The 21860-nt window shown below is 70.2% G+C and carries 17 protein-coding genes and 4 pseudogenes; 13 read left to right on the top strand and 8 right to left on the bottom strand.

All coding sequences use genetic code 11. The features are described 5' to 3' along the window. Positions 1 to 12 precede the first annotated feature (12 nt). Together IEZ19_RS39555 and IEZ19_RS39550 are read right to left on the bottom strand one after the other, a co-directional pair. Positions 13 to 888 carry a MaoC family dehydratase gene (locus IEZ19_RS39555; RefSeq protein ID WP_189316233.1) on the bottom strand — a complete coding sequence of 292 codons (876 nt, stop codon included), beginning with the start codon at positions 886 to 888 and terminating at the stop codon, positions 13 to 15. Then, positions 888 to 2189 (bottom strand): 3-oxoacyl-ACP reductase, encoded by a 1302-nt coding sequence (locus tag IEZ19_RS39550; protein WP_189316232.1) that lies wholly within the window; start codon positions 2187 to 2189, stop codon positions 888 to 890. The genes IEZ19_RS39555 and IEZ19_RS39550 overlap by 1 nt, the downstream gene beginning before the upstream one ends. A 102-nt stretch (positions 2190 to 2291) precedes the next feature. Here IEZ19_RS39550 and IEZ19_RS39545 point away from each other — a divergent pair, with 102 nt between their 5' ends. The 3 genes and pseudogenes from IEZ19_RS39545 to IEZ19_RS39535 all read left to right on the top strand — a co-directional run. Beyond that, entirely contained in the window at positions 2292 to 3578 is a 1287-nt protein-coding gene (locus IEZ19_RS39545; protein ID WP_189316231.1) for an acetyl-CoA C-acetyltransferase, read from the top strand. Between the two features lie 209 nt (positions 3579 to 3787). Further along, on the top strand, positions 3788 to 5734 hold the full coding sequence (locus IEZ19_RS39540; RefSeq protein WP_189316230.1) for an AMP-dependent synthetase/ligase: 1947 nt from the start codon (positions 3788 to 3790) through the stop codon (positions 5732 to 5734). Between the two features lie 99 nt (positions 5735 to 5833). Next, positions 5834 to 6175: pseudogene (locus IEZ19_RS39535) on the top strand (DUF1330 domain-containing protein); the annotation flags it as partial. Between the two features lie 13 nt (positions 6176 to 6188). Here the strand turns inward: IEZ19_RS39535 and IEZ19_RS39530 are convergent. Then, positions 6189 to 7091, bottom strand: coding sequence for a LysR family transcriptional regulator (locus IEZ19_RS39530; RefSeq protein WP_189316228.1), 903 nt, complete (start codon positions 7089 to 7091; stop codon positions 6189 to 6191). A 197-nt stretch (positions 7092 to 7288) separates the two neighbouring features. On the opposite strand from IEZ19_RS39530, the gene IEZ19_RS39525 reads away from it, so the two are divergent. After that, complete coding sequence (locus tag IEZ19_RS39525) at positions 7289 to 7837, top strand: DUF6817 domain-containing protein (RefSeq protein WP_189316227.1); 549 nt, start codon at positions 7289 to 7291, stop codon at positions 7835 to 7837. Between the two features lie 3 nt (positions 7838 to 7840). Here IEZ19_RS39525 and IEZ19_RS39520 read toward each other — a convergent pair whose 3' ends face one another. Both IEZ19_RS39520 and IEZ19_RS39515 read right to left on the bottom strand, forming a co-directional pair. Continuing rightward, positions 7841 to 8146 carry an AzlD domain-containing protein gene (locus IEZ19_RS39520; protein WP_189316226.1) on the bottom strand — a complete coding sequence of 102 codons (306 nt, stop codon included), beginning with the start codon at positions 8144 to 8146 and terminating at the stop codon, positions 7841 to 7843. Beyond that, a pseudogene (locus IEZ19_RS39515) lies at positions 8143 to 8792 on the bottom strand (AzlC family ABC transporter permease). Before IEZ19_RS39515 ends, IEZ19_RS39520 begins: the two are co-directional and overlap by 4 nt. On the opposite strand from IEZ19_RS39515, the pseudogene IEZ19_RS39510 reads away from it, so the two are divergent. Beyond that, positions 8781 to 9367: pseudogene (locus IEZ19_RS39510) on the top strand (helix-turn-helix domain-containing protein). The pseudogenes IEZ19_RS39515 and IEZ19_RS39510 sit on opposite strands and share 12 nt — an antisense overlap. A gap of 127 nt (positions 9368 to 9494) precedes the next feature. On the opposite strand, the gene IEZ19_RS39505 reads toward IEZ19_RS39510, so the two are convergent. Continuing rightward, positions 9495 to 9698 carry a cold-shock protein gene (locus tag IEZ19_RS39505; protein ID WP_003992177.1) on the bottom strand — a complete coding sequence of 68 codons (204 nt, stop codon included), beginning with the start codon at positions 9696 to 9698 and terminating at the stop codon, positions 9495 to 9497. 285 nt (positions 9699 to 9983) lie between these two features. Between IEZ19_RS39505 and IEZ19_RS39500 the strand changes: the two genes are divergently transcribed. Together IEZ19_RS39500 and IEZ19_RS39495 are read left to right on the top strand one after the other, a co-directional pair. Continuing rightward, a complete protein-coding gene (locus tag IEZ19_RS39500) occupies positions 9984 to 10832 on the top strand; it encodes a menaquinone biosynthetic enzyme MqnA/MqnD family protein (protein ID WP_189316225.1) in 849 nt (282 codons plus the stop codon). Between the two features lie 63 nt (positions 10833 to 10895). Next, positions 10896 to 12599, top strand: coding sequence for a serine/threonine-protein kinase (locus tag IEZ19_RS39495; protein WP_189316224.1), 1704 nt, complete (start codon positions 10896 to 10898; stop codon positions 12597 to 12599). A 127-nt stretch (positions 12600 to 12726) separates the two neighbouring features. Here IEZ19_RS39495 and IEZ19_RS39490 read toward each other — a convergent pair whose 3' ends face one another. Continuing rightward, positions 12727 to 17277: an FtsK/SpoIIIE domain-containing protein gene (locus tag IEZ19_RS39490; RefSeq protein ID WP_189316223.1), complete on the bottom strand. Its 4551-nt coding sequence runs from the start codon at positions 17275 to 17277 to the stop codon at positions 12727 to 12729. Between the two features lie 390 nt (positions 17278 to 17667). Here IEZ19_RS39490 and IEZ19_RS39485 point away from each other — a divergent pair, with 390 nt between their 5' ends. Continuing rightward, positions 17668 to 17970: a WXG100 family type VII secretion target gene (locus IEZ19_RS39485; RefSeq protein WP_189316222.1), complete on the top strand. Its 303-nt coding sequence runs from the start codon at positions 17668 to 17670 to the stop codon at positions 17968 to 17970. Positions 17971 to 18042: 72 nt separating this feature from the next. On the opposite strand, the gene IEZ19_RS39480 is transcribed toward IEZ19_RS39485, so the two are convergent. Beyond that, on the bottom strand, positions 18043 to 18519 hold the full coding sequence (locus IEZ19_RS39480; protein WP_229841335.1) for a hypothetical protein: 477 nt from the start codon (positions 18517 to 18519) through the stop codon (positions 18043 to 18045). Between the two features lie 356 nt (positions 18520 to 18875). On the opposite strand from IEZ19_RS39480, the gene IEZ19_RS39475 reads away from it, so the two are divergent. The 5 genes and pseudogenes from IEZ19_RS39475 to IEZ19_RS51570 form a co-directional block, all read left to right on the top strand. Further along, entirely contained in the window at positions 18876 to 19187 is a 312-nt protein-coding gene (locus IEZ19_RS39475; RefSeq protein ID WP_189316220.1) for a WXG100 family type VII secretion target, read from the top strand. Beyond that, complete coding sequence (locus IEZ19_RS39470) at positions 19184 to 20404, top strand: putative T7SS-secreted protein (protein ID WP_189316219.1); 1221 nt, start codon at positions 19184 to 19186, stop codon at positions 20402 to 20404. Before IEZ19_RS39475 ends, IEZ19_RS39470 begins: the two co-directional genes overlap by 4 nt. 33 nt (positions 20405 to 20437) lie before the next feature. Beyond that, positions 20438 to 21022 (top strand): hypothetical protein, encoded by a 585-nt coding sequence (locus IEZ19_RS39465; protein WP_189316218.1) that lies wholly within the window; start codon positions 20438 to 20440, stop codon positions 21020 to 21022. Then, entirely contained in the window at positions 21012 to 21683 is a 672-nt protein-coding gene (locus tag IEZ19_RS39460) for a hypothetical protein (RefSeq protein ID WP_189316217.1), read from the top strand. Before IEZ19_RS39465 ends, IEZ19_RS39460 begins: the two co-directional genes overlap by 11 nt. Continuing rightward, positions 21680 to 21860, top strand: a pseudogene (locus IEZ19_RS51570) (hypothetical protein); the annotation flags it as partial. The gene IEZ19_RS39460 and the pseudogene IEZ19_RS51570, both read left to right, overlap by 4 nt.

Below are 21860 nucleotides of genomic sequence, written 5' to 3'. Positions count from 1 at the left end.
ACCCCCCGGCCGTCAGGCGAGCGGGGTCACCTCGCCCGTCATGTGCACCCTCCCCCGCCCCTCGCCTCGCTCGAGCGGGGGGATCCCCATCCCGCCCCGCAGTTCGAAGCGCCCGCCGTCCGCCGTGTACTGCACCGTGCCAGGCAGCAGCACCGGAGCTCTGAACTCCACCCGGACCGACGCCGCTTGGGGCACTCCGTGTGCGGCCAGGCAGCGGGCCGCCGTCCACATGCCGTGGGCGATGGCACGGGGGAAGCCGAAGAGGCGGGCGGTGAGCGGGTGGAGGTGGATGGGGTTGCGGTCGCCGGACGCGGCGCCGTATCGCCGGCCCACGTCCCCGGCGATACGCCACTCCTCGACGAGGGGCAGCGGCTCCGGGGCCGTGCGGGGTCTATCGGCCGCCGGGGCGTCCGTCCGGTGCCGCGCGAGATACGTGCTCGTCGACTCCCATACGACGTCCCCGCCGGACCGCATCTCGGTGACCACCGTGGCCTCGGTCCCGCGTCGGTGCGGCGCCAATCCGGCCACGTGCACGGTGAGTTCGTACTCCCCGGTGGCCGGCAGGGCGGCGCGACGGGTGATCTCGATCGACGTGTGGACCAGGCCGAGCAGCGGCAGCGGGAAGTCCCGGCCGCTCATCAGACGCATCGCCAGCGGGAAGCCCAGGACGTGCGGATACGTGACGGGGAGCGCGTCGTCCTCGCAGGCGAAACCGCACACGCGCTCATAAGCGGCCAGCCGGGCCAGGTCGACGCGGACGCCCGGCAGCAGCAGGCGGGTGCGGGGGAAGCCGGCGTCCGGGGCCGGCCGTCTGAAGGGGGAGCGCAGGGCGCCGCGGGCCAGGAGCGGCGCGAGTGCGGGGGAGGTGGCGAGCGTGACCGGGGTCATCACGCCCCCAGCAGGCTCTGGCCGCAGACCCGCACGACCTGCCCGTTGACCGTGCCGGAGGCCGGGTGGGCGAGCCAGGCGGTGGTCTCGGCGACGTCGGCGGGCAGACCGCCCTGGGCGAGGGAGTTCATACGGCGTCCCGCCTCCCGGATGAAGAGAGGGATCGCCGCCGTCATCCGCGTCTCGATGAACCCGGGCGCCACCGCGTTGACCGTCACCCCGCGCTCGGCGAGCGCCCGGGGAGCGAGCGCCCGTACCAGGCCGGCCACGCCAGCCTTGCTCGCGCCGTAGTTCGTCTGCCCCGCGTTCCCGGCGAGCCCCGCGATGGACGCGGTGGTGACGATCCGGCCTCCGGAGTGCAGAGCACCGCTCGCCAGCAGCGCGTCCGTCGTGCGCAGCACACTGCCGAGATTGACCTCCAGCACCGAACTCCAGCGATCGCCGGGCATGTTGACCAGTCGCCGGTCCCGGGTGATGCCCGCGTTGTGCACCAGGACGTCAAGCCCGTCGGGTAGTGCCGCCGCGATGCGCTCACCGGCGTCGGACGCGGTGATGTCGAGCGCGAGCGCGGTGCCGCCGAGCCGTTCGGCGACCCCGCGGGCGTCGGGCTCGTCGGCCGGTACGTCCAGGACGACGACATGGGCGCCGTCCCTGGCCAGCGTCTCGGCGACCGCCTCGCCGATGCCGCGCGCGGCGCCGGTGACCAGGGCGGTGCGCCCGGCGAGGGGGCGGTCCCAGTCGGCGGGGGCGGTGACCTCGCCCGCGTCGATACAGATCATCTGTCCGCTGACGTAGGCGGACCTGGGGGAGAGCAGGAAGCGGAGGGTGGACTCGGCGGCGGTCGCGTCGGTGAGCCGGAGGAGGTTGACGGTCCTGCCCCGGCCGATCTCCTTGCCGAGCGAGCGCGTGAAGCCCTCCAGGGCCTGCTGCGCGGCGGACTGATGGTGGTCGGCGGGGTCGAGCGGGGAGCCGAGGACCAGGACGCGGCCACTCGTGGCGACGGACCGTACGACGGGGTGGAGGGCAGCGTGCACCTCGGCGAGGGTGTCGACGTCACGCACTCCGGTGGCGTCGAGGACGACGGCCGCGGGCTGGTTCTCGCCGCGTGTGAGCCCCGTACGGTCAAGGACGGGAGTGAGGTCGAGGTCGGACTTGCCGGCCGTGAGGTGCAGCAAGTCGCCCGCGAGTGCGGGGGCTTCGGCCGACCAGCGCTTCAGCTGCGCGGGCTGCGGCAGGCCGAGCCTGCGGGCCAGGAAGCGGCCCGGCGCGGTGCCGGTGAGGCTGAGATAGCGGTCGGCCATGTCGGGAACTCCCACGGGGGTTCGGGCGTAGTGCCCGGTCTGCTTACTCTGGAGTAAGGTTACCGGAGGTAATCCTACGTGACGGTGGAGGAGCAGGTCGAGATGAGTCCCCTGGAGCCCCCGCGGACCCGCCGCGTCGCGGTGATCGGCGGCACGCGTATCCCGTTCGCCCGCTCCGACGGCCCCTACGCCACCGCCTCCGACCAGGAGATGCTCACCGCGGCCCTGGACGGCCTGGTGGAGCGGTACGGACTCGAAACCCCGGGCGCGGTCGGCGAGTTCGTGGCCGGGGCGGTCCTCAAGCACAGCCGGGACTTCAATCTGGCCCGCGAGACCGTCCTCGGCTCGAAGCTCGACGCGCGCACCCCCGCGTACGACATCCAGCAGGCCTGCGGCACCGGACTCCAGGCGGTCGTCGCCGCCGCCAACAAGATCGCCCTCGGCCAGACCGAGGCGGCGATCGCGGGCGGCGCGGACACCGCGAGCGATGCACCGCTGGGCGTCAACGACGACCTGCGCCGCATCCTCCTGGAGGCCAGGCGGGCGAAGTCGTTCGCGGGCCGTGTGAGGGCGTTCGCGAAGGTCCGGCCCGGCCATCTCGTCCCCGACATCCCGCGCAACGCCGAGCCGCGCACCGGACTGTCGATGGGCGAGCACGCGGCGGTGACGGCACGGGCCTGGGGAATCACGCGGGAGGCCCAGGACGAGCTGGCGGCGACGAGCCACCAGCGCCTTGCGGCGGCGTACGAGCGGGGCTTCTTCCAGGACCTGGTGATCCCCTTCCGCGGCCTGGCCCGCGACCAGAACCTCCGTCCGGGCTCGACGGTGGAGAAACTGGCCGCCCTGAAGCCGGTGTTCGGCACCGACGCCCCCGGCCCCACGATGACGGCGGGCAATTCGACCCCGCTCACGGACGGAGCGGCGCTGGTCCTCGTCGCCTCCGAGGAGTGGGCGGCGGAGCGGGGCCTGGAGCCGCTGGCGCACCTCACGGTGTACGAGACGGCGGCCGTGGACTTCGTGCACGGTGATGTCGAGGGCGGTGCGGACGGCCTGCTGATGGCGCCGGCGCACGCGGTGCCGCGGATGCTGGAGCGGGCCGGTCTCGGCCTGGAGGACTTCGACCTCGTCGAGATCCACGAGGCGTTCGCGTCCCAGGTGCTGGCCACGCTGGCGGCCTGGGAGAAGCGAGGGCTGGCACCGGTGGACCGGGCCCGCCTCAACGTGGCGGGCTCCTCGCTCGCCACCGGCCACCCCTTCGCCGCGACCGGAGCCCGGATCGTGGCGACGCTGGCCAAGCTGTTGGCCGAACGGGACGGCCCTGCACGGGGGTTGATCTCGATCTGCGCGGCCGGCGGCCAGGGCGTGACGGCGATCCTGGAGCGAACGTGAACGTTCCTCACGTAACCGCCGATGTTGCACACATCCGTCCCCGTCCCCTCCCCGAAACCGCACACCCCCACCACAGCGGGGCCGTACGATCGCGTGCCTGACTGCCGGTAACTCCCCGCCGCGGCCGCTACCGGTGAACGCCTCGGTGTCCGAGGCACGTACGTCATGCAGCAAGCAGTTCGCAGCTGCACGCTCTAGGAGCCGCCCCCGTGTCCACCCCGTACCCGACCGCTCATGTCTCCACCGGGGCCACGGTCTCGGCCGTCGACTACGACGGTCTGCCGATCCTCGTCGAACCCGCGATCCAGCGATTGAGCGGGTCGGTCCGGGAGGTGTCCGTACCGCCGTTCGCGCCGCCGGTGAAGCACGGGTCGCTGGCCGACCTGCCGTTCGACAACGCGGAGCAGGATCCGGGGGCGGTCGTCCTCAGCCGCCGTACGGGGGCGGGTCGTTGGGAGGACGTGACGGCGACGCGGTTCGCGGAAGAGGTGCTCGCGGTCTCCAAGGGCCTGATCGCCGAGGGGCTGGTCCCCGGCGACCGGGTCGCCGTCATGGCCCGCACCACCTACGAGTGGACCCTCCTCGACTTCGCGGCCTGGGCGGCCGGCCTGGTGACGGTGCCGATCTACCCCACCTCGTCCGTCTTCCAGACCCGCTGGATCCTCCAGGACTCGGGCGCGGTCGCCCTGGTGACGGAGACGGCGGGCCAGGCGGCCGCCATCGGCCCCGAACTCCAGCACCTCCCCGACCTGCGGCACCTGTGGGTCATGGAGAAGGACCACGTGAAGCGGCTCGCCGAACTCGGCACGACCGACGTCCCGGAGTCCGAAGTCGCCGTACGCCGGGGCATGCTGGGCCCGGACACCCTCGCCACCCTCATCTACACCTCCGGAACGACAGGCCGCCCCAAGGGCTGCGCCCTCTCGCACGGCAACTTCTTCGCCGAGGTCGACAACGCGATCGAACTCCTCTACCCGATCTTCAAGACGAGGACGAGCGAGGAGCCGTCGGTCCTCCTCTTCCTGCCGATGTCCCACGTCTTCGGCCGCATGGTCGCGATCGCGTGCGTCCGGGCCCGGGTACGGCTCGGCCACGCCCCCAGCATCAAGGCCGAGGACCTGCTGCCCGACCTGGCCGCCTTCCAGCCGACGTGTCTGGTGACCATCCCGTACATGCTGGAGAAGGTCTTCAACTCCGCGCGTGCCAAGGCGGAGAAGGGCGGCCGCGTCTCGTCCTTCGACCGCGCCGCCTCGGTGGCCATCCGCTACGGCGAGGCACTGGAGGCCCGCCAGACCGGCACCGGTCACGGCCCGGGCCGCGCCCTGCGCACGGCCCGCGGCTTCTTCGATCCGCTGGTCTACCGCCGTATCCGCAACGCCATGGGCGGCCACGTCAAGTACGCCATCTGCGGCGGCTCACCGCTCGGCCGCCGGCTCGGCGCCTTCTACGCCGGGGCGGGCATCGAGATCTTCGAGGGCTACGGCCTCACGGAGACGACCGGCGCCTCCACGGTCACCCCACCCCTCAAACCCCGTCTGGGCACGGTCGGTTGGCCACTGCCCGGCACGAAGGTCCGCATCGCGGCGGACGGCGAGATCTTCGTCGGCGGCGAACACGTCCTGCGCGGCTACTGGGATCCGGCGGCGGGCGGAGTGGTCCCCGCGACCCGGGACGGCTGGCTGCCGACGGGGGACATCGGCGAATTCGACGACGAGGGCTACCTCACCATCACCGGCCGCAAGAAGGAACTGCTCATCACGGCCGGCGGCAAGTCGGTGGCCCCGGCCCCCATGGAGAACTGGCTCCGCGCGCACCCGCTGATCTCCCAGTGCATGCTCGTCGGCGACGCCCGCCCCTACGTCACCGCCCTGTTCACCCTGGACATCGACGGCATCACCCACTGGCGCCAGATGAACGGCAAGCACCCGGTCCCCCCGGAACTCCTGGTCGACGACCCCGATCTGACGGCGATCCTGCAACGAGCGGTGGACGAGGCCAACCGCATGGTCTCCCGTCCCGAGTCGATCAGGAAGTTCGCGATCCTCCCGGTCGACTTCATGGAGGAGGCGGGCCATCTGACCCCGTCGATGAAACTGCGCAGGACCCAGATCATGCGGGACTTCGCGGGGGTGGTGGAGGAGCTGTACGGCGACTAGTGCTGTGGCCGGACTTACGTCGCTGGTAATCGATCGGGCCGCGGGAGCGTGTGACGATCGACGCACAGGGACAGCCCGCCGCCCCGAAGGGAAGCCGCCATGACCGCCTACGCCATCGCCCACCTCCGGGAGGCCGCCCCGCACCCGGAGATCGCCGAGTACATCGATCGCATCACGGCCACCTTCGAGCCGTACGGCGGCCGCTTCCTCGTCCACGGCACGCAGCACGAGGTGAGGGAGGGCACGTGGCCGGGCCACGTGGTGGTGATCGGTTTCCCCGGCATCACGGAGGCCCGCGCCTGGTGGGACTCCCCGGCGTACCAGCAGATCGCCCCCCTCCGCTCCCGCCACAGCGAGGGCGACATCATCCTGGTCGAGGGCGTCCCGGAGGGCTACGACCCCGCGACCACGGCGAAGGCCCTGCGGGAGGCACTGCCTGCCGAGTGGGCACCCTTCAACGAGGCCCGAACCCCCTCGCCCGCCCTTCCACCACATGGTCGGCGAAGGCCCGCACCGGTGGGCTGAGCGCGTCCCAGCGGCGCACCGCCCAGCCGACCGGCAGGGGGCGCAGCCCGGGGAGGGGGATCAGCCGCAGTTCGCCGGTGCCGGGCACGGTCAGGCCCGGGAGGGCCGGCACCACCGCACGCCCCACTCCCAGTTCCGCCAGCAGCAGTGCCGTGTCCCAGTCGGCGACGCTCGTGTCGTAGGCGAACCGCACCCCCGACTCGGCGCACGCGGCCTCCAGATGGGCCGACGACGCAGAGTTGGGCGGCAGCCGGATCAGGCGTACGTCCTTCAACTCCCCGGCCTCCAGCCGCGGCCGTCCGGCCAGTGGGTCGTCCGCCCGCACCGCCAGCACCCAGGGCAGTTCGACCACCGCCCGCTGTTCGATCCCGCGCACCGGCGGACCGAGCGTGATCCAGGCCAGGTCGAGCGTCCCGTCGGCCAGCGCATCGAAGCTGCCGCGGCCCGAACTGACCGTCCGGAACTCCAGGTTGACTTGGGGATGCCGACGGCGGAAGGTGACCACCGCGTCCGACATGAAGTGCCGTACCGTCGTCGCCCCGGTCGCCACACGCACGTACCCGTCGTGACCGTCGACCAGGTCCCGCAGCCGTCGTACGGCCAGGTCGAGCCCGGAGATGCCCTCGGCCGCCGCGGCCTCGAGGAGCCGCCCCGCCGGGGTCGGCAGCACCCCGCGGGACTGCCTCTCCAGCAGCGCGACACCCGTCTCCCGCTCCAGCCGCTTCACGTGCTGGCTCACCGCCGACTGCGTGCACCCGAGGTCCCGGGCCACCGCACTGAGGCTCCCGGCCCGGCACACCGCCACGAACACACGCAGATCGTCGAGCGTCACAACCTCCAAGCTAACACTTGGGGTTGGCGACAAATCCCAAGGATTGACTCGACTCGAAGCCTGCACGACGATCTCTGGCAGGGCCCAGGCGGCAACCCGCTCCACCCGCTCCCGCCGTTGTCCGGACCAGCGCGGGGGTGGCGTCGGAGCGGGTGCCGACCGCATGTCACCGACCACAGGGAGGAGGCCCCGACGCCGTGTCCGGAGACCCCGTCGCCCAAGCCGAGGCGTTCCTGCGGCAGTTCGGCGCCGACGCCGTCCCCCACCCGGGCGGCACCCTCCTCGCCCACCTCCTGCGCGTCCGCGCCCGCCTCGCCGGCTGGGGCGCACGCCCCGCTCTCCAACTCGCCGGCCTCTGCCACGCCGCGTACGGCACCGACGGCTTCCCGACCGGCCTGCTCACGCCGGCCCGCCGCGGCGAACTCGCGGCAGTGATCGGGACGGAGGCCGAGACGATCGTGTACGTCTACGCGAGCTGCGACCGGAAGGCCACCTACCCGACCCTCACGGACGCCGGCTCGCCCTTCCACGACCGCTTCACGGGTGAGCGCACCCGGTTCCCCGCTCCCCGTCTGCTCCCCGACTTCGCCGAGCTCACCGCCGCCAACGAACTCGACCTCGCCGACGAGAGCGCTGCCTTCAGGGAGCGATACGGTCCCGACCTGCTCGCCCTCTTCACCCGCTTCCGCAGCCTCCTGACCGAACCGGCCTGGTGTGACTGCGCCGGCGTCCTGTCCCGCTCCTGACGGTCACCCCACCCCCAGCAGGCGCAGCACCCCCGCCGTCCCCAGTACGACCACCGCGAACGGTGCCCGGCGCCATGCCAGTGCCGCCCCCACCAGCACACCGGCCGGACGCGCCCAGCCCGCGAAGCCGCCGGCCTCGGTGAGCGCGCCGGTCGCCAGGAGGGCGGTGAGCAGCGCCATCGCGCCCGCCGCTGCCAGTTCCTGGACGCGTGCGGGGATCTCCGCCCTGCCGTGCAGTACCGGGCCGACCAGGCGGAAGGCGTACGTGCCCACGGCCAGGGCGAGGATCACGGCGAACGTTCCGTTCATGCGGTGACCTCCTCGGCGCGTCCGTGGAGCAGCAGGCCGCACAGCGACAGGAGTACCGGCACCCCGGCCGGGACCATGGCTGTCACCGCCAGGGCCGGCGCCGCGCCGAGCAGTGCCGCCCGGCGGACGGCCGTGTCGCCGCGCCGGGCCGGGAGGACCAGGGCGACGAGTACGGCGGGAATGCGGCGTCGAGGCCGTAGCGGGCGGTGTCGCCGAGTGCGCTTCCGGCGAGGGCTCCGATCAGTACGCCGGTGTTCCACGCGGCGAACAGGCCGAGTCCCGAGATCCAGAACGCCTTGCGGCGCCGTGGCGGATCCGGCTGGGCGAGGGCGAAGGCCACCGTTTCGTCGGTCACCAGGTGGGTGTCGAGGAAGCGGGTCGTGCGGCCGGGGCCGAGGAGGTCGGCGACCGCGAGGCCGAAGGCGGCCGTGCGGATGTCGAGGAGCAGGCCCGTGGCCGCGGCCGCCAGGGGTCCGCACCCGGCGAGCAGCACGCCGACCGCACTGAACTGGGCCGAGCCCGCGTACACGATCAGCGACATCAGGAGCGGGACCCACGCCGGGAGCCCGCCCGCCACGGACACGGCGCCGAAGGAGACACCGCCGACACCGCCGGCCAGCCGGACGAAGGAGCTGTGGCGCACCAGGGAGCGGGTGCCGCCCGCAGCGCACCGCCCCGCCTTCCGCCCGACTGGATCGCCGCGTCGCTCAAGCGCGAGCGCGCCCGGGTCGGCCTCTCCCTGTCCGAGCCGGCCAAACGCGCCGGCATCGCGAAGTCCACGCTGTCCCAGTTGGAGGCGGCGAGCGGCGATCCGAGCATGGAGACGATCTGGGCGCTGGGCGTGGCGCTCGGGGTGCCGTTCGCCGCGCTGGTCGAACCGCCGGCGTCGACGGTGCGCGTGATCCGCGCGGGGAAGGGTCCCGCGGTCGCCTCCGAGCAGGCCGATTACGTCGCCACGCTGCTGTCGGCGAGCCCGCCCGGCGCGCGGCGGGACATCTACCACCTGCGGGCGGAGCCGGGTGGGGCGCGCGAATCGGAGCCGCACATTCCGGGAACGGTCGAGCATCTGATCGTGAGCACGGGAAAAGTGAAGGCCGGACCGCGCGGCGAGACCGTCGAACTGAACCCCGGGGATTACCTGACGTACCGGGGGACGTGCCGCACTCGTACGAGGCACTGGAGCCCGGCATCACCTTCGTGCTCGTCATGCAGCACGTATGAAGGGTGAACGGGGAACGGCCTGCCGGAAATGAAGGGGTGAAAAGGCGGGTGAAAAGGGCAGGAGCCCCGTCGCCGGAAGGCGCGGGGCTCCTTGGGTACTGCACTCGTGCTGCGATCAGACCGCGGCTCAGACGGGGGTGACGTTCTCCGCCTGCGGGCCCTTCGGACCCTGCGTGACATCGAAGCTCACCTGCTGGTTCTCCTCGAGGGAGCGGAAGCCAGAGGCGTTGATCGCGGAGTAGTGAACGAAGACGTCGGGGCCGCCGCCTTCCTGGGCGATGAAGCCAAAGCCCTTTTCGGCGTTGAACCACTTAACGGTTCCGGTAGCCATAAGCCCTCCTTGGGCTCAAAAGGGTCGCCCTGCTCCAGAACCTGCAAGTGTGAAACAGCCGCACAAGTGCATATGTCTGAAAACGACGAGAGCCCGCGGTCACATGCTCCGCAGGCTCTGTACTGCAAGGGAAACCAAACTGCAACTTGCGGCGAGCCTAGCACGCGGGCAGCCGAAAGCGATAGAGGTCAAGATCACGTCACCCGGACGTTTGAAAGGTCTGCCGGAGGGGTTGACGGTGGGGCCGGTCTCAGCACCGTACCCCATGGGGTCTAGTCTCGCGATGTGGACAATTCTCGCACTCGGCCGCGCGTCGGCCACATCCAGTTCCTGAACTGCCTGCCCCTGTACTGGGGGCTCGCGAGAACCGGCACCCTCCTCGACTTCGAGCTCACCAAGGACACCCCGGAGAAGCTCAGCGAGCAGCTGGTGCGGGGGGACCTCGACATCGGGCCCATCACCCTCGTCGAGTTCCTCAAGAACGCGGACGACCTGGTGGCCTTCCCCGACATCGCTGTCGGCTGCGACGGTCCGGTCATGTCCTGCGTGATCGTCTCGCAGGTCCCGCTCGACCGGCTGGACGGCGCCCGCGTCGCCCTCGGCTCGACCTCCCGCACCTCCGTCCGCCTCGCCCAGCTGCTGCTGGCCGAGCGCTACGGCGTACGGCCCGACTACTACACCTGCCCGCCCGACCTCAGCCTGATGATGCAGGAGGCCGACGCGGCGGTCCTGATCGGCGACGCGGCGCTCAGGGCCAATCTGCTGGACGGCCCGCGCTACGGCCTCGCCGTGCATGACCTGGGCGCACTGTGGAAGGAGTGGACGGGGCTGCCGTTCGTCTTCGCGGTCTGGGCCGCCCGCCGCGACTATCTGGAGCGCGAGCCGTTCGTCACCCGCAAGGTCCACGAGGCCTTCCTCGCCTCCCGCAACCTCTCCCTGGAGGAGGTCGGCAAGGTCGCCGAGCAGGCGGCCCGCTGGGAGGCGTTCGACGAGCGCGTCCTCGAGAAGTACTTCACGACCCTCGACTTCCGCTTCGGCGGTCCGCAGCTCGCGGCGGTCGCGGAGTTCGCGCGCCGCGTGGGCCCGACGACGGGGTTCCCGGCGGACGTGAAGGTGGACTTGCTGGAGCCGTGAGGCCGGCGGCGGCTGCCCGGCACTACCCTGCTGACGAAGGCGTGACGGGGGAGAGGGGGCGCCATGCAGCCGCTCGCGGCCGACGAGCCGACCGCCGTCGGTCCCTACCGGCTTCTCGGCCGGCTCGGTTCCGGCGGTATGGGTCGGGTCTATCTGGGGCGGAGCGCGGGCGGGCGCACGGTCGCGGTGAAGATCGTGCATCCGCACTACGCGTTCGACGAGGAGTTCCGCGCCCGCTTCCGGCGCGAGGTCGATGCGGCCCGCCGGGTCGGCGGCGCCTGGACGGCGCCGGTCCTGGACGCGGACCCGGAGGCCCCCGTGCCCTGGGTGGCCACCGCGTACGCGGCGGGCCCGTCGCTGGCCGCCGCGGTGGCGTCCGGCGGTCCGCTGCCCGAGCACACGGTACGGGTCCTGGGCGCGGGTCTGGCCGAAGCGCTCACGGCCGTCCACGAGCTGGGCCTGGTCCACCGGGACGTGAAGCCGTCCAACGTGCTGCTCACCGTCGACGGCCCCCTCCTGATCGATTTCGGCATCGCCCGCGCCGCGGACGGCACGGCCTCCCTCACCTCGTCCGGCGTGTCCATCGGCTCACCCGGCTACATGTCCCCCGAACAGATCCTGGGCAAGGGCGTCACGGGAGCGGCGGACGTCTTCTCGCTGGGCGCGGTGCTGGCGTACGCGACGATGGGTGAACCCCCGTTCCCCGGCGACTCGTCGGCCGCCCTCCTCTACAAGGTCGTCCACGAGCAGCCCGAACTCAGCGCAATGAGCGGTGAGTTGAGGGAGGTGGCGGAGGCATGCCTGACGAAGACACCGGAAGCGCGGCCCGCACCGGGCGAGTTGGCCCGCCGACTCGCCCCCGAGGGCGCGGCGAGGCTGGTGGCGGCGGGCTGGCTGCCGGGCGCGCTGGTGGAGCAGGTGAGCCGAAGTGCCGTACAGCTGCTCAACCTGGAGTCGACGGAGGTGACTCCGTCGGGGCCGGTGGGATTCAGCCGGGCGGCGGTGGGAGAGTTCGGGCCGGCGCCGGAGATGCCGGGGCCGGGAACGGTCGTACCCGGACCACCGAGGGGCGCGTCAACTGCCGTACCCGCCCTGGAAGACGTGCCACCGCCCCGATACGCCGGCGCGCCGACCGCCGTCCCCGAACCCAGGGACGCACCGCCCGCGGAACGGTCCCCCGGCAAGGTGTCCGTGAGCGTCGCGGCCACGTCCGCTCCCGGAGAGGGCGGACGCGGACGCCGGGTGAGCTGCACGGTGGCCCTGGCGGTAGCCGGGGCGCTGGCCGCGGTGGCCGTGGGAATGGGCTTCCTGGTCCGCCCCCTGATCGGCGGGAACGACGACGCGGGCGGGGACACCGCGGCCGACCCCCCCGCGTCGAGCGCCTTCGCCACCCCGGGCGACGGCACCGCACCCACAGCCGTCCCCTCCCGCTACCTCGGCACATGGGAGGGCCAGGGCACCGCCCTCGACGGCAACCTGCCGATCGGCACCTTCCGCCTGACGGTCCACCGGGCGGGTGCGGGCGAGGAGTTGGGCCGCCTGGTGCAGACCGACCAACTCGGCGGCACGTGCACGGACGTACTCACCCTGAAGAAGGTGACGAGAACACAGCTCGTGGCGACATCCGTGGGCGCGAAGACCAATCACGACGGCTGCGACCCGACGCCGCACGCGGTTCAACTCACCCCGGTCGGCGACGATCTGAAGTACACGTCGGACAGCTCGGCGGAGGGGAATCCGACGTCGCGGATGTCACGCGTCGACTAGTGCTGTGGCCGGCAAACCTTCCCGGCCACAGCACTGGCGGCCGTCCGGTGCCACGGGCCGCCGCCCGCGCTCGTACCGCTGAGACCCGACGCCGCCTTCCTCCGCTACGGCCTCGCCGGCCCGCCGCTCACCCCGGAACGACCACCGTCCGCAGCTCCCCGTCGCCCAGGTGCAGCATGCCCTTGCCGGGAGTCACCTGGCCGCCCACCATGCTGCGCGACAGCCGTACGCCGATGAGGTCGCCGCTGGACGACTCCTGCGGGGAGAGCAGGATGCCGCGGCGCGCCTTCTTGGCGTCGACCTGCCAGCCCGAGAAGCCGCTGCAGACGTCCTCCTCGTCACCTGCGATGACGAGGGCGAGGCCGCGTTCGGCGCCGCGCGAGACGATGCGCTTCATATGGGACTCGGCGTCGAGGTCCTCGAGGATCTCCCCGTCGTCGACGAGGACGGCGATCGGCTCCTCCAGTGACGCCGAGTCGATGACCTCCTCGAACTCGTCCTCGTCGATGTCGTCACCGGTGAAGACCTTCAACACGCCGTCCGTGCCGTCGAGTCCGCGCAGCGGCGACTGGCGCGGGGCCGCGATCACGAGCCGTATGCCCTGGGCGAGGAAGGACTGGGCGAAGTTCAGCAGGACGGTCGAGCGGCCGGACTTCGCCGGACCCGCGACGACGAACGCCGGGACGCCCTCGGCGAGGTCGGGCCCGAAACCCACGATCTCGTCACCGCCGATGCCCACCAGCCCCCACAGCCGGGACCGGGAGGCCTCCGGGTCGCGCATCTCCCACGCCTCGGGGAAGGAGATACGGCTCGGGAGGCTGTCCACGCGGAACGGGCGCCGGGAGCGCGGCACGCCGGCGTCCCGCGCCGTCGCCGCCTCGCCGATCGCCGCGATCGCCGCCGCCTGGCCCTGACCCGTGGTGTCCTCCGCGAGCAGCGCGAACTGGGTCTCTGTACCGGATTCGTTGCGGAAGGCACGCCCCGGCGGGATCTCCTCCGGCACCTTGCGTGTGGGGATGCCCAGCGTGGAGAAGTCGCTGCGGTCGGCGAGCCTGAGGCCGTACTTGTCCTCGGTGAGCGTGGCGATGCGGCCGACCAGAAGCGTGCGGTCACCGGTCAGCACGAGGTGGATGCCGACGCTCGCGCCCTCGCGCATGATCGTCGTCAGCTCGTCGGTCAGCGACCCGTGGTCGATCTCGCCGAGCGTGGGTACCCAGCCCTCCCAGCGGTCGAGCAGCACGACGATGTGCGGCAGCCGCTCGTCCTCGCCGGCCGCGGCCCGTTGCTCGCCGATGTCCGCGAACCCCTTCTCCGCCAACAGGTCCTGGCGGCGGCCGAGTTCACCCTTGAGTCGGTTGACCAGCCGGATCACGCGTTCGGTCTGGTTGCGACCGACGACCGCGCCGCAGTGCGGCAGGCGGGTCAGCGCGTTCAGTGCGCCGTTGCCGCAGTCGATGCCGTACATGTGCACGTCCGCGACAGAATGCGTGCGGGCCAGGGAGCCCGCGATGGTGCGCAGCACCTGGGAGCGGCCGCTGCGCGGAGCGCCGCCGATCATCAGATGGCCGAAGGACGCGAAGTCCACCACGACCGGGCGGCGCGCCTGGTCGGCGGGCAGGTCCTCCACACCGTACGGCGCCGGCGGCAGCTTTCCGGGGGCGAGCGCCGGGACCGGCGCCTCGATCTCGTCGAGGAGCAGCTTCTCGGAGAGCGCGTCCAGCCACGGCTTGTGCTGGGCCGGGATACCGAGGGCCCGGTCGGCCTCGCGTACGGCGTCGACGAGCACCTTGAGGTCGGTGATCTCCTCGTCCTCGCGCGCCTCGCTCTTCGGCTTCACCAGCGCGGCCCGGCCCAGATCCTCCCAGGTCAGCTCCCCGACCCAGGGCGCGAGCGCGGTGGGGTCGGCGGCGCCGGGCCGGCGGCCACCGACGCGGCCCGACTGGAAGGGGACCAGGGAGGCGTGCCCGAGCCGGACGTACGCCCGGCCCGGCGTGTTCTTCGAGATGTGCCCGGCCTCGGGCGAGTCGATGACGTCGGACGACTCGCCGCCGTCCGTGACACGCAGGGCGATACGGAGGTTGGTGTTGGCGCGGATCTCCGGGGAGACGACACCGGACGGCCGCTGGGTGGCGAGGAGGAGATGGATGCCGAGGGACCGGCCCCGCTGGGCGATGTTCACGAGCCCCGTCACGAAGTCGGGCAGGTCGCGCACCATGGACGCGAACTCGTCGATGACGATGAGGAGTCGGGGCACCGGCGCATGGGACGGATCCCTGCGCACGAGATCCTGGTAGTCCTCGATGTCCTTGGCGTCGGCCGCGGCCAGGATGTGCTCGCGCCGCTTCAGCTCGGCCCCCAGCGACTCCAGGGCGCGCTCGACGAGATGGGCGTCGAGGTCGGTGACCATGCCGACGGTGTGCGGCAGCTTCACACAGTCCTTGAACGCCGAGCCACCCTTGTAGTCGACGAGCACGAACGTCATGTTCTCGGGCGTGTTGGCCACGGCCAGCGACGCGACGATGGTCTGCAGCAGCTCTGACTTGCCGGAACCGGTGGTACCGGCGATCAGACCGTGCGGGCCGTCCTTGCGCATGTCGATGCCGAACGGGCCGTCGTACGACTCACCGATCACCGCGAGCGTGGACTGCCCGCCCATCCTCCAGCGCGCGACGATGGCATCACGGGTGGGCGGCTCCAGCTGGAGCACGTCGAGGAGCCGGCTCGAGCCGGGCAGGGCCGAGTCCTCGGTCTCGCCGCTGATGTCGCGGAGCGCGGACAGGGAGCGGGCCAGCCGCAGACACCACGGCGCGGAGACGAAGTCGGGCCGTACGTCCTTGATGCGCTCCGCGCCCGCCTCCTCGACGCGTAGCCTCAACTCCTGTACTTGTACGGCACGTTCGGGCTCCGTGCCAGCCGCGTGCCACGCCTGGAAGGACGGGAAGCCTCCGGCGACGTGCTTCGGCTGGACCGCCTGCTGCGTCTGGCTGTCGTACTCCTGGGCCTTGGGCTCCGCGACGACGAACGCCTGGCACTCGCCCGGCAGGAACCGCTCCTCGGCGTCCAGGCAGATGGCGTACATCGCGACGGCCGGCCCCTCGCGCAGGATCCGTACGACACCGGGCAGCGACCGCAGCCGCCGCGACCCGTCCCACACGACCACGATGTCCGGCTCGCTGAAGCTGACGCCCTGGCCGCGGTTCTGCTCGGCGGCCTTCTTGCGCGCGTCGAGGACCTGCGTCAGCTCGCCGATCCGGGCGCCGGCCGTCTCGGCGTCGGTACCGATGAGGACGTTGACGTCCTGCCCGCCGGACGGCCGGGCGTGCGGCAGCCAGCGCACCCAGTCCCAGCCGGCCTGGGCACTGTTCTCGCTGAGCACATAGAACTGCACGTCCATCGGGCTGTGCAGCGCGGCGGTCTGGGCCACGGCCCAACGCCCCATCGCCCGGGCGGAGTCCCCGGGCCCGGCCATGCCGATGACGCCGAGTGAGCGTAGCGACAGGGCGACGGGGGCGTCCTCGATGTTCCAGGTGACCTGGCGGCGGTGATCGTCCTGCTCGGGATCGTCGAGGACGACCTCGGTGGGCATCCGCCCGGTCCCGACGCGGACGAGCAGATGATCGCGGTCGGTGCGCCGCCGCTCCCACAGCCGTGTCCGAGGCCCGGTCCCGAGGGAGAGGACGGTGGCGGGATCGGGAACGGCATTGCGCCGATCGAGCCGCTCGGCGGTCAAGGCGTCCTGGGCGTCCTTCTCGATCCGCTCCTTCTGCTCCTTGTACTCCTTGACCTGCTTCGCATGGGACTTGCGCCCGTGCTTCTTGTCCATGAAGTAGTTGGCGAACAGCATGATGGGGCTGAGCCCCGCCATGATCAGGTAGTACCAGCGGTGGAAGATCAGCACGGAGACGACGGACCCGACGAGCGGCGTGAGCGCCATCAGCCAGGGCAGCGGCCGCGCCTCGTACTCCCGCGGCGGGCTCGGCAGCCGGAACTTGGTCTGCCGGTCCGGGGGGCGCAGCCGGGGCGGCCGGTTGTAGTCGAGGCCGACACCGTCGTCCGACCACTTCAGGGCCGCGTTCGGCGGGGTGTAGCGGGCGAGTTCGAGCAGGGTGTTGCCGACCGCGATCTGGGCGCCGAGGGGCCAGTCGCTGCCGTCGAGCTTCTCACCGTCGAGGGTGACGCCGTCCTTGTCCTGGTGCACGGCGACTTGGCAGGTGCCATCGGTTGCAACTGACAACGTGAGGGCGCGGGCGTCGAGTTCGGGGTCGTCGATCCGGATGTACGACGCCGGCCCGCTGCCGATGTCGTACCGCCCGACACCGAGCCGGTGCACGAACCCGGCGACGGGTCCGCCGACGACGCGCAGCTCGACGAGACCGGTGGGCTCACCCGGCAGACACCCGGCGGGATCCTGAAGGCTGACGACGGCACCCTCGCGCAGCGGCGACCCGACGACGGTCGCGGAGGGATCGACGGCGTACCCGTCCACGTACACGAGAGGCGCACCGCCGGCGGGAACCTGATGGTGCTGCCCGATGGGAATGACCTGAGCCCCGCCGACCCCGACGTGTTTGGCCAGCTCCTGGGCGATGTCCCCGACGGTGGACTCGGGATCGGCATCGAGTACGACATCGGCAGAGCCCCCGCCGAACGGGTCGACGACGGTCAGAGTCAGGCGCACGCTTGTCCTCCCCAAGCCGCTGTGTCCGCTTCCCTCTCGCAGGTCACAGTCGGAAGCGACGATATCCGCTGACGGGTGTTCGGGGGCAATGGGGAGGCGAGACACGGCACGGTCTCGTGCACCCCCGGCGCACCTTGTCCGAGCCGCCGCACCTCGCGCTCGCTGCCGCCCGGTTTCTCCCATCTGTTCCTTCCCGAAGGCAACGGCATATGCACGCGCTCACGACGTCCTGTTCACAGATCCGGGATGTGCGGCCCGAGTTGACCCCCGTAAGCTGCTCCCTCGAAAGCGGACGATCACACCGATGGAACCAAGCGGCCCATCCGTTGCGTCCGCGGACAGGGAGCCACGGGGGTTGGCCCTGCGGCGTGTTGAAGAGGGAGCGGCTTCATGGCCAAGGACCTTGACGTCACATACCAGGACATGCGGGATGCGGCCAAGCATGTCGTGAAGGAGAAGGAAAAGCTCCAGGAGAAGCTCGACGGCCTCCGCAAGTACATCGCGAACCTGGTCGAGTCCGGCTACGTCACCAAGAGCTCGTCGAAGGCGTTCGACGAGAACTTCGACGAGTTCGTCCGCGGCACGAAGGACACCCTCGACGGGCTTGACGGCATGGGGGACTACCTGACCAACGCTGCCGACAAGTTCGAGCAGATCGACGAGGAGTTGGCCAAGTCGGCCAAGAGCAAGTAGGGGCGAGATGCCTGCCCGGTGCGGCGGTGGATGCTGAACGTACCGGGCAGGCGTCCTGCCGCCCGGCGCTCGTCAGCTGTCGGGGAGGGGCTGCCGGAGCAGATACATGTGGAGGTCGCTGCGGAGTTCTTCCGTGTCGACTCGCAGCCAGGATCCGTCACGGAAACGGATCAGCAGCATCCTCGTCTCGAACTCGCCGAAGAAGGGGTCGACGAGGGTTGCCTCGACGGCGGGAAGGCGGGCGACGATCTGCATGTGCTTCTCCCGTCCGACGCTGACGCGCTGCGGTGGAGCCGCCAGGACGATCCCTTCCTGGGTCGCAAGCAGCAGTCGCTGGTGGTGGGTGGAGTGGCTGTACCAACGCAGCAGGAACTGCCCGGCGTTGCCGTGCCAGCTCCCGTCGAAGACCTTGTCGAGGCCTTGTTGGGCGATGGTGGCGTCCCGGCGCTTGTCGTCCTCCTTCTTGGCCCGCCACCGTTCCTTTTCTTCCTTCGTGTCGAGGGATCGCTTGATGGCTTCTTCCGCATCGGACAGAAGACTCAACAACATGAGGAGGGGTATGAACGGTGCACCGAGCACCGCGCCGATCAGGCCCAGTGGGGGCAGTCGGGCAGGGCGGAGGCAGGGGTTTCCAGCAGCCTGGAGTACGTCCGCCGGGGGCTGAGGGATCTTGTCGATGCAGCACCATTCGCCTGCTTCGGCGTGGATACCAAGGCGGTCCGTTGCCACGTGCTGTGTGCCCCTACGTGTCACGTCAAGACTCTCCTTGCCGATGCGGAACGGGATCGGTGTGCCGAGAGCGTATCTCGTACCGCGCGTCATGAGGAGTGAGGGAGTCCGCATTCGCGTCAGGGCTCGTCAGATTCCACCGAGAACAGCCATAGAGCCATAGAGAGGCATTCTTCATGGGGGACCACGTAAAGGCGGATCTCGCCGCCATCAAGCAGTGCTCACGCGATCTGACCAAGATCCATGGCGAGTTCGAGCGGCACGGCAATCCTGCGGGCGAGTACGGTCAGGCGGTAGGCCACGGCGGTCTCAAGGACGCCTTCTCAGAATTCGGGGACACCTGGAAGAAAACCCGGAAGAAACTGATGAAGGAACTTGAGCAGCTGGCCGAGTTCACCCGGACCGCCGCCAAGGCGTACGACGACATCGACCATGAGCTGGCCAAGGCCATCCGGGACGCCAAGGCGCAGAGCAAGGGGAAGAAATGAGCAGGACGGACTCCGACTGGCCGCCTCTGTGGCATGACGACCCGACGCCGGGCGACCCCGAGGAAGTAGCTGAACTGGGGCGCAAGTTGCGCAAGATGGCCGACATGATCGATGAGCAGTCCCGGGTCATCAAGGCGCTTGCCTCGGTGGAAGGTTGGGACAGTGAGGCCGGAAAAGGATTCCATGAGCTTGCCGATGGCACGGCGGACAAGTTGAAGAAGTCCTTCGAGCGCTATGACGAGGCTGCCAAGGCCATCGGCGAGGAGGTGCTCGAAGGGAGTTCGGAGCAGTTCTCCAGTGAAATGCGCCGCGCGCAGCGGAAGGCGGACAAGGCGCTTGCTGATTATCGTGAGGCCAAAGTCGACCACGACCTCGCGGACAGTGAGGTGAAGAAGTTCATCGACAAGTATCCCGCACACGATATTCCCGCTGCGGAGAAGGAAGAGTACGAGCGCTGGGTCAAGAAGCGCGACGAGGCCCTGCATTGCATCGGTGACGCACGCAGGGCGGTGAAGGACGCCAGGGACATCTATGACGACGCGGGGGACAAAGCCGCCCGTCATATCAAGAACGTCGTGCACCACGACGCGGTCCGGGACCCGGGCGGCTTCATGAACTTCCTTGCGGACTGGGCGGATACGATGTCCAACATCTCGGCCGTACTGTCCGTACTTGCAGTGGTTTGCGCCTTCGTCCCGCCGCTTCAGTTCCTGGTTCCCATATTCGCGACCCTAGCCGTGTTGACCAGCGCGGCCGCGCTCGCCGGCCACGCGTACGACATGACTGTGCGCGGCGGGAAGGTCGACTGGCTGAAGCTGGGCGCCGATGCGCTGGGAGTGCTGCCCGGGCTCGGTGCACTGAAGGGGTTCAAGGCCCTCAAGGGTGTCAAGGGACTGGCGAAGTTCAGGTTCAGTGGCTTGGCCGCACTGGACGGTGTTGGGCACAACTTCCTGAACGGGGTCAGCGTCAAGCTCGTCAACAAGGTTCTGGGCAGGACGGCGCGTAACGCGCTGATCGAGGGCAAGAAGATCACGGGTGTGATCAAGGGGGCGGGTCTCGCGAGCGCCTTGCACAGGATGCTCAGCGGTGAGAACGGCGAGAAGACCGGATACCAGGAACCGCCGAAAGCCCCCGCGCCTGGCCCCTCGCCGTCGCCCTCACCAGGCCCCGCCCCGAGCGTCTCACCGAAGACGTTCCACGCGGCCCTGGCGGCGTAGGGTGCCTGCGCCCGTTCAAGGAGGGCAGATGACATGAGTGACAAGCACGAGTTCGGCCAATGGGAGTTCATCGGTCGCCGGGGTGGTGAGGTCGTCACCTTGGTCCGCGGCTCGGTGATCGCCGCTGTGCCCGAGGCGAAGCAGGCCGCGGAGGAGGCTGGACAGGAGCTGCGGTTCGACTTCCGGGATGACCGCGCGGTGCTCGACATGTTGCGCCGGCGTCACCTCGACGAAGAGGACATGTTCAAGGCCGGCTTTGCTCATGGAGTGCCCCTGGCCCTCGTGGGCTTCGGGGTAGTGATCTACTGGGGCGGCGTGGCTCAGTACTGGGAGACCGCTGCCGCCCGCAACGTCTATCTGACGGCCGCCGCGGCAGTTGTGGCGACTCAGCTCTTCTTCTTCGTGCGCAGTGCGTTGTTGCACTGGGGCGATCCGGTCCAGCAGAACCTACGGGCCCGGGCGCGAAAGTACCGGGAGATCGCACACCTCGCCCGACGGGGAGGAGCCGACGTACCGGCCCACTACCCGCACTACGGCCCCTACCCTTTCGCTGCGAAATTCCATCCCGAAGTGGCTGATCGCGAACCGTATGAGAGCGAAGGCGCAGATGACCGCTGACACCGTTGATGAAGCTCAGCACAGCCTCACGGGAAGTGACGGTGTCGAGGTTCGCTGGATCATGCCCGAAGGATTCTTCGAGTTGCCTTTCGAGGCGGACGGCCTGGACGAGCTCGCCGACCAATTGGTCGAGTTGTCCAAGCGTGCGCTGCCAGGCGCTGATGAGGAAGTCCAACTGCAATGGGCTGCCATGTGTGCTGCACACTACGACGAGTTCATAGAGGCGGGCGTGCAGTACGCCGGTTTCGTCACGACGGAAGTCGACGGCGTCCGCTGTACGGCTACGGTCAACGTCAGCCTCATGGATCTCGTGGATGAGCGAGTCGGCGGCGATCCGGCTGGATTTATCGCATCCACGATGCGGCACCTGGGGCTCGGACAGATCGACGAGGTACGGCTGCCCTGCGGTCCAGCCGTGACGTGTGTAGGCAACCGGTCCACCAGCATTGACGGCAACCTGACGCAATCAGGGCAGGACGAGCCGATATGGACATCTTTCATACAGGTCCAGGTTCCGCTGAACAACGGGACCGTGCTGCTGATGGAGATGGGGACACCGACGGTTGAAGGATGGGACGTCTTCTCCGCCATGTTCGCCGGCGTCGTGAAGAGCGTTCGCTTCTTCGGCACCCAAGGAGCCCCCTTGGTGATGCCAGGGTGAAGGAGTCGCTGAAAGCCGACGTTTCGTCACGGGCGGCCATCCCGAGTGACTACAGACTGCTGGTTCCGCGGGAGTGGTTCCGCATCGACCTCATGCAGGAGCGTTGGCGGGGTCAACTCAGAAGCCGTATCTCAACCGAACTTGATCGTTTGATTCCTGCTGGTCAGGCATGGTTTC

Source organism: Streptomyces brasiliensis (assembly GCF_014647875.1).
GTDB classification, from domain to species: domain Bacteria; phylum Actinomycetota; class Actinomycetes; order Streptomycetales; family Streptomycetaceae; genus Streptomyces; species Streptomyces brasiliensis.
Note: the sequence above shows the minus strand (reverse complement) of the source record. Positions and strands in the feature narration are given on the sequence as shown.

Coding starts and splice junctions, on each gene's coding strand:
- IEZ19_RS39485 (WP_189316222.1), top strand. CDS start 17,668: ATGGCCAAGGACCTTGACGTCACATACCAGGACATGCGGGATGCGGCC.
- IEZ19_RS39480 (WP_229841335.1), bottom strand. CDS start 18,519: ATGTTGTTGAGTCTTCTGTCCGATGCGGAAGAAGCCATCAAGCGATCC.
- IEZ19_RS39495 (WP_189316224.1), top strand. CDS start 10,896: ATGCAGCCGCTCGCGGCCGACGAGCCGACCGCCGTCGGTCCCTACCGG.
- IEZ19_RS39555 (WP_189316233.1), bottom strand. CDS start 888: ATGACCCCGGTCACGCTCGCCACCTCCCCCGCACTCGCGCCGCTCCTG.
- IEZ19_RS39520 (WP_189316226.1), bottom strand. CDS start 8,146: ATGAACGGAACGTTCGCCGTGATCCTCGCCCTGGCCGTGGGCACGTAC.
- IEZ19_RS39505 (WP_003992177.1), bottom strand. CDS start 9,698: ATGGCTACCGGAACCGTTAAGTGGTTCAACGCCGAAAAGGGCTTTGGC.
- IEZ19_RS39465 (WP_189316218.1), top strand. CDS start 20,438: ATGAGTGACAAGCACGAGTTCGGCCAATGGGAGTTCATCGGTCGCCGG.
- IEZ19_RS39470 (WP_189316219.1), top strand. CDS start 19,184: ATGAGCAGGACGGACTCCGACTGGCCGCCTCTGTGGCATGACGACCCG.
- IEZ19_RS39475 (WP_189316220.1), top strand. CDS start 18,876: ATGGGGGACCACGTAAAGGCGGATCTCGCCGCCATCAAGCAGTGCTCA.
- IEZ19_RS39550 (WP_189316232.1), bottom strand. CDS start 2,189: ATGGCCGACCGCTATCTCAGCCTCACCGGCACCGCGCCGGGCCGCTTC.
- IEZ19_RS39460 (WP_189316217.1), top strand. CDS start 21,012: ATGACCGCTGACACCGTTGATGAAGCTCAGCACAGCCTCACGGGAAGT.
- IEZ19_RS39545 (WP_189316231.1), top strand. CDS start 2,292: ATGAGTCCCCTGGAGCCCCCGCGGACCCGCCGCGTCGCGGTGATCGGC.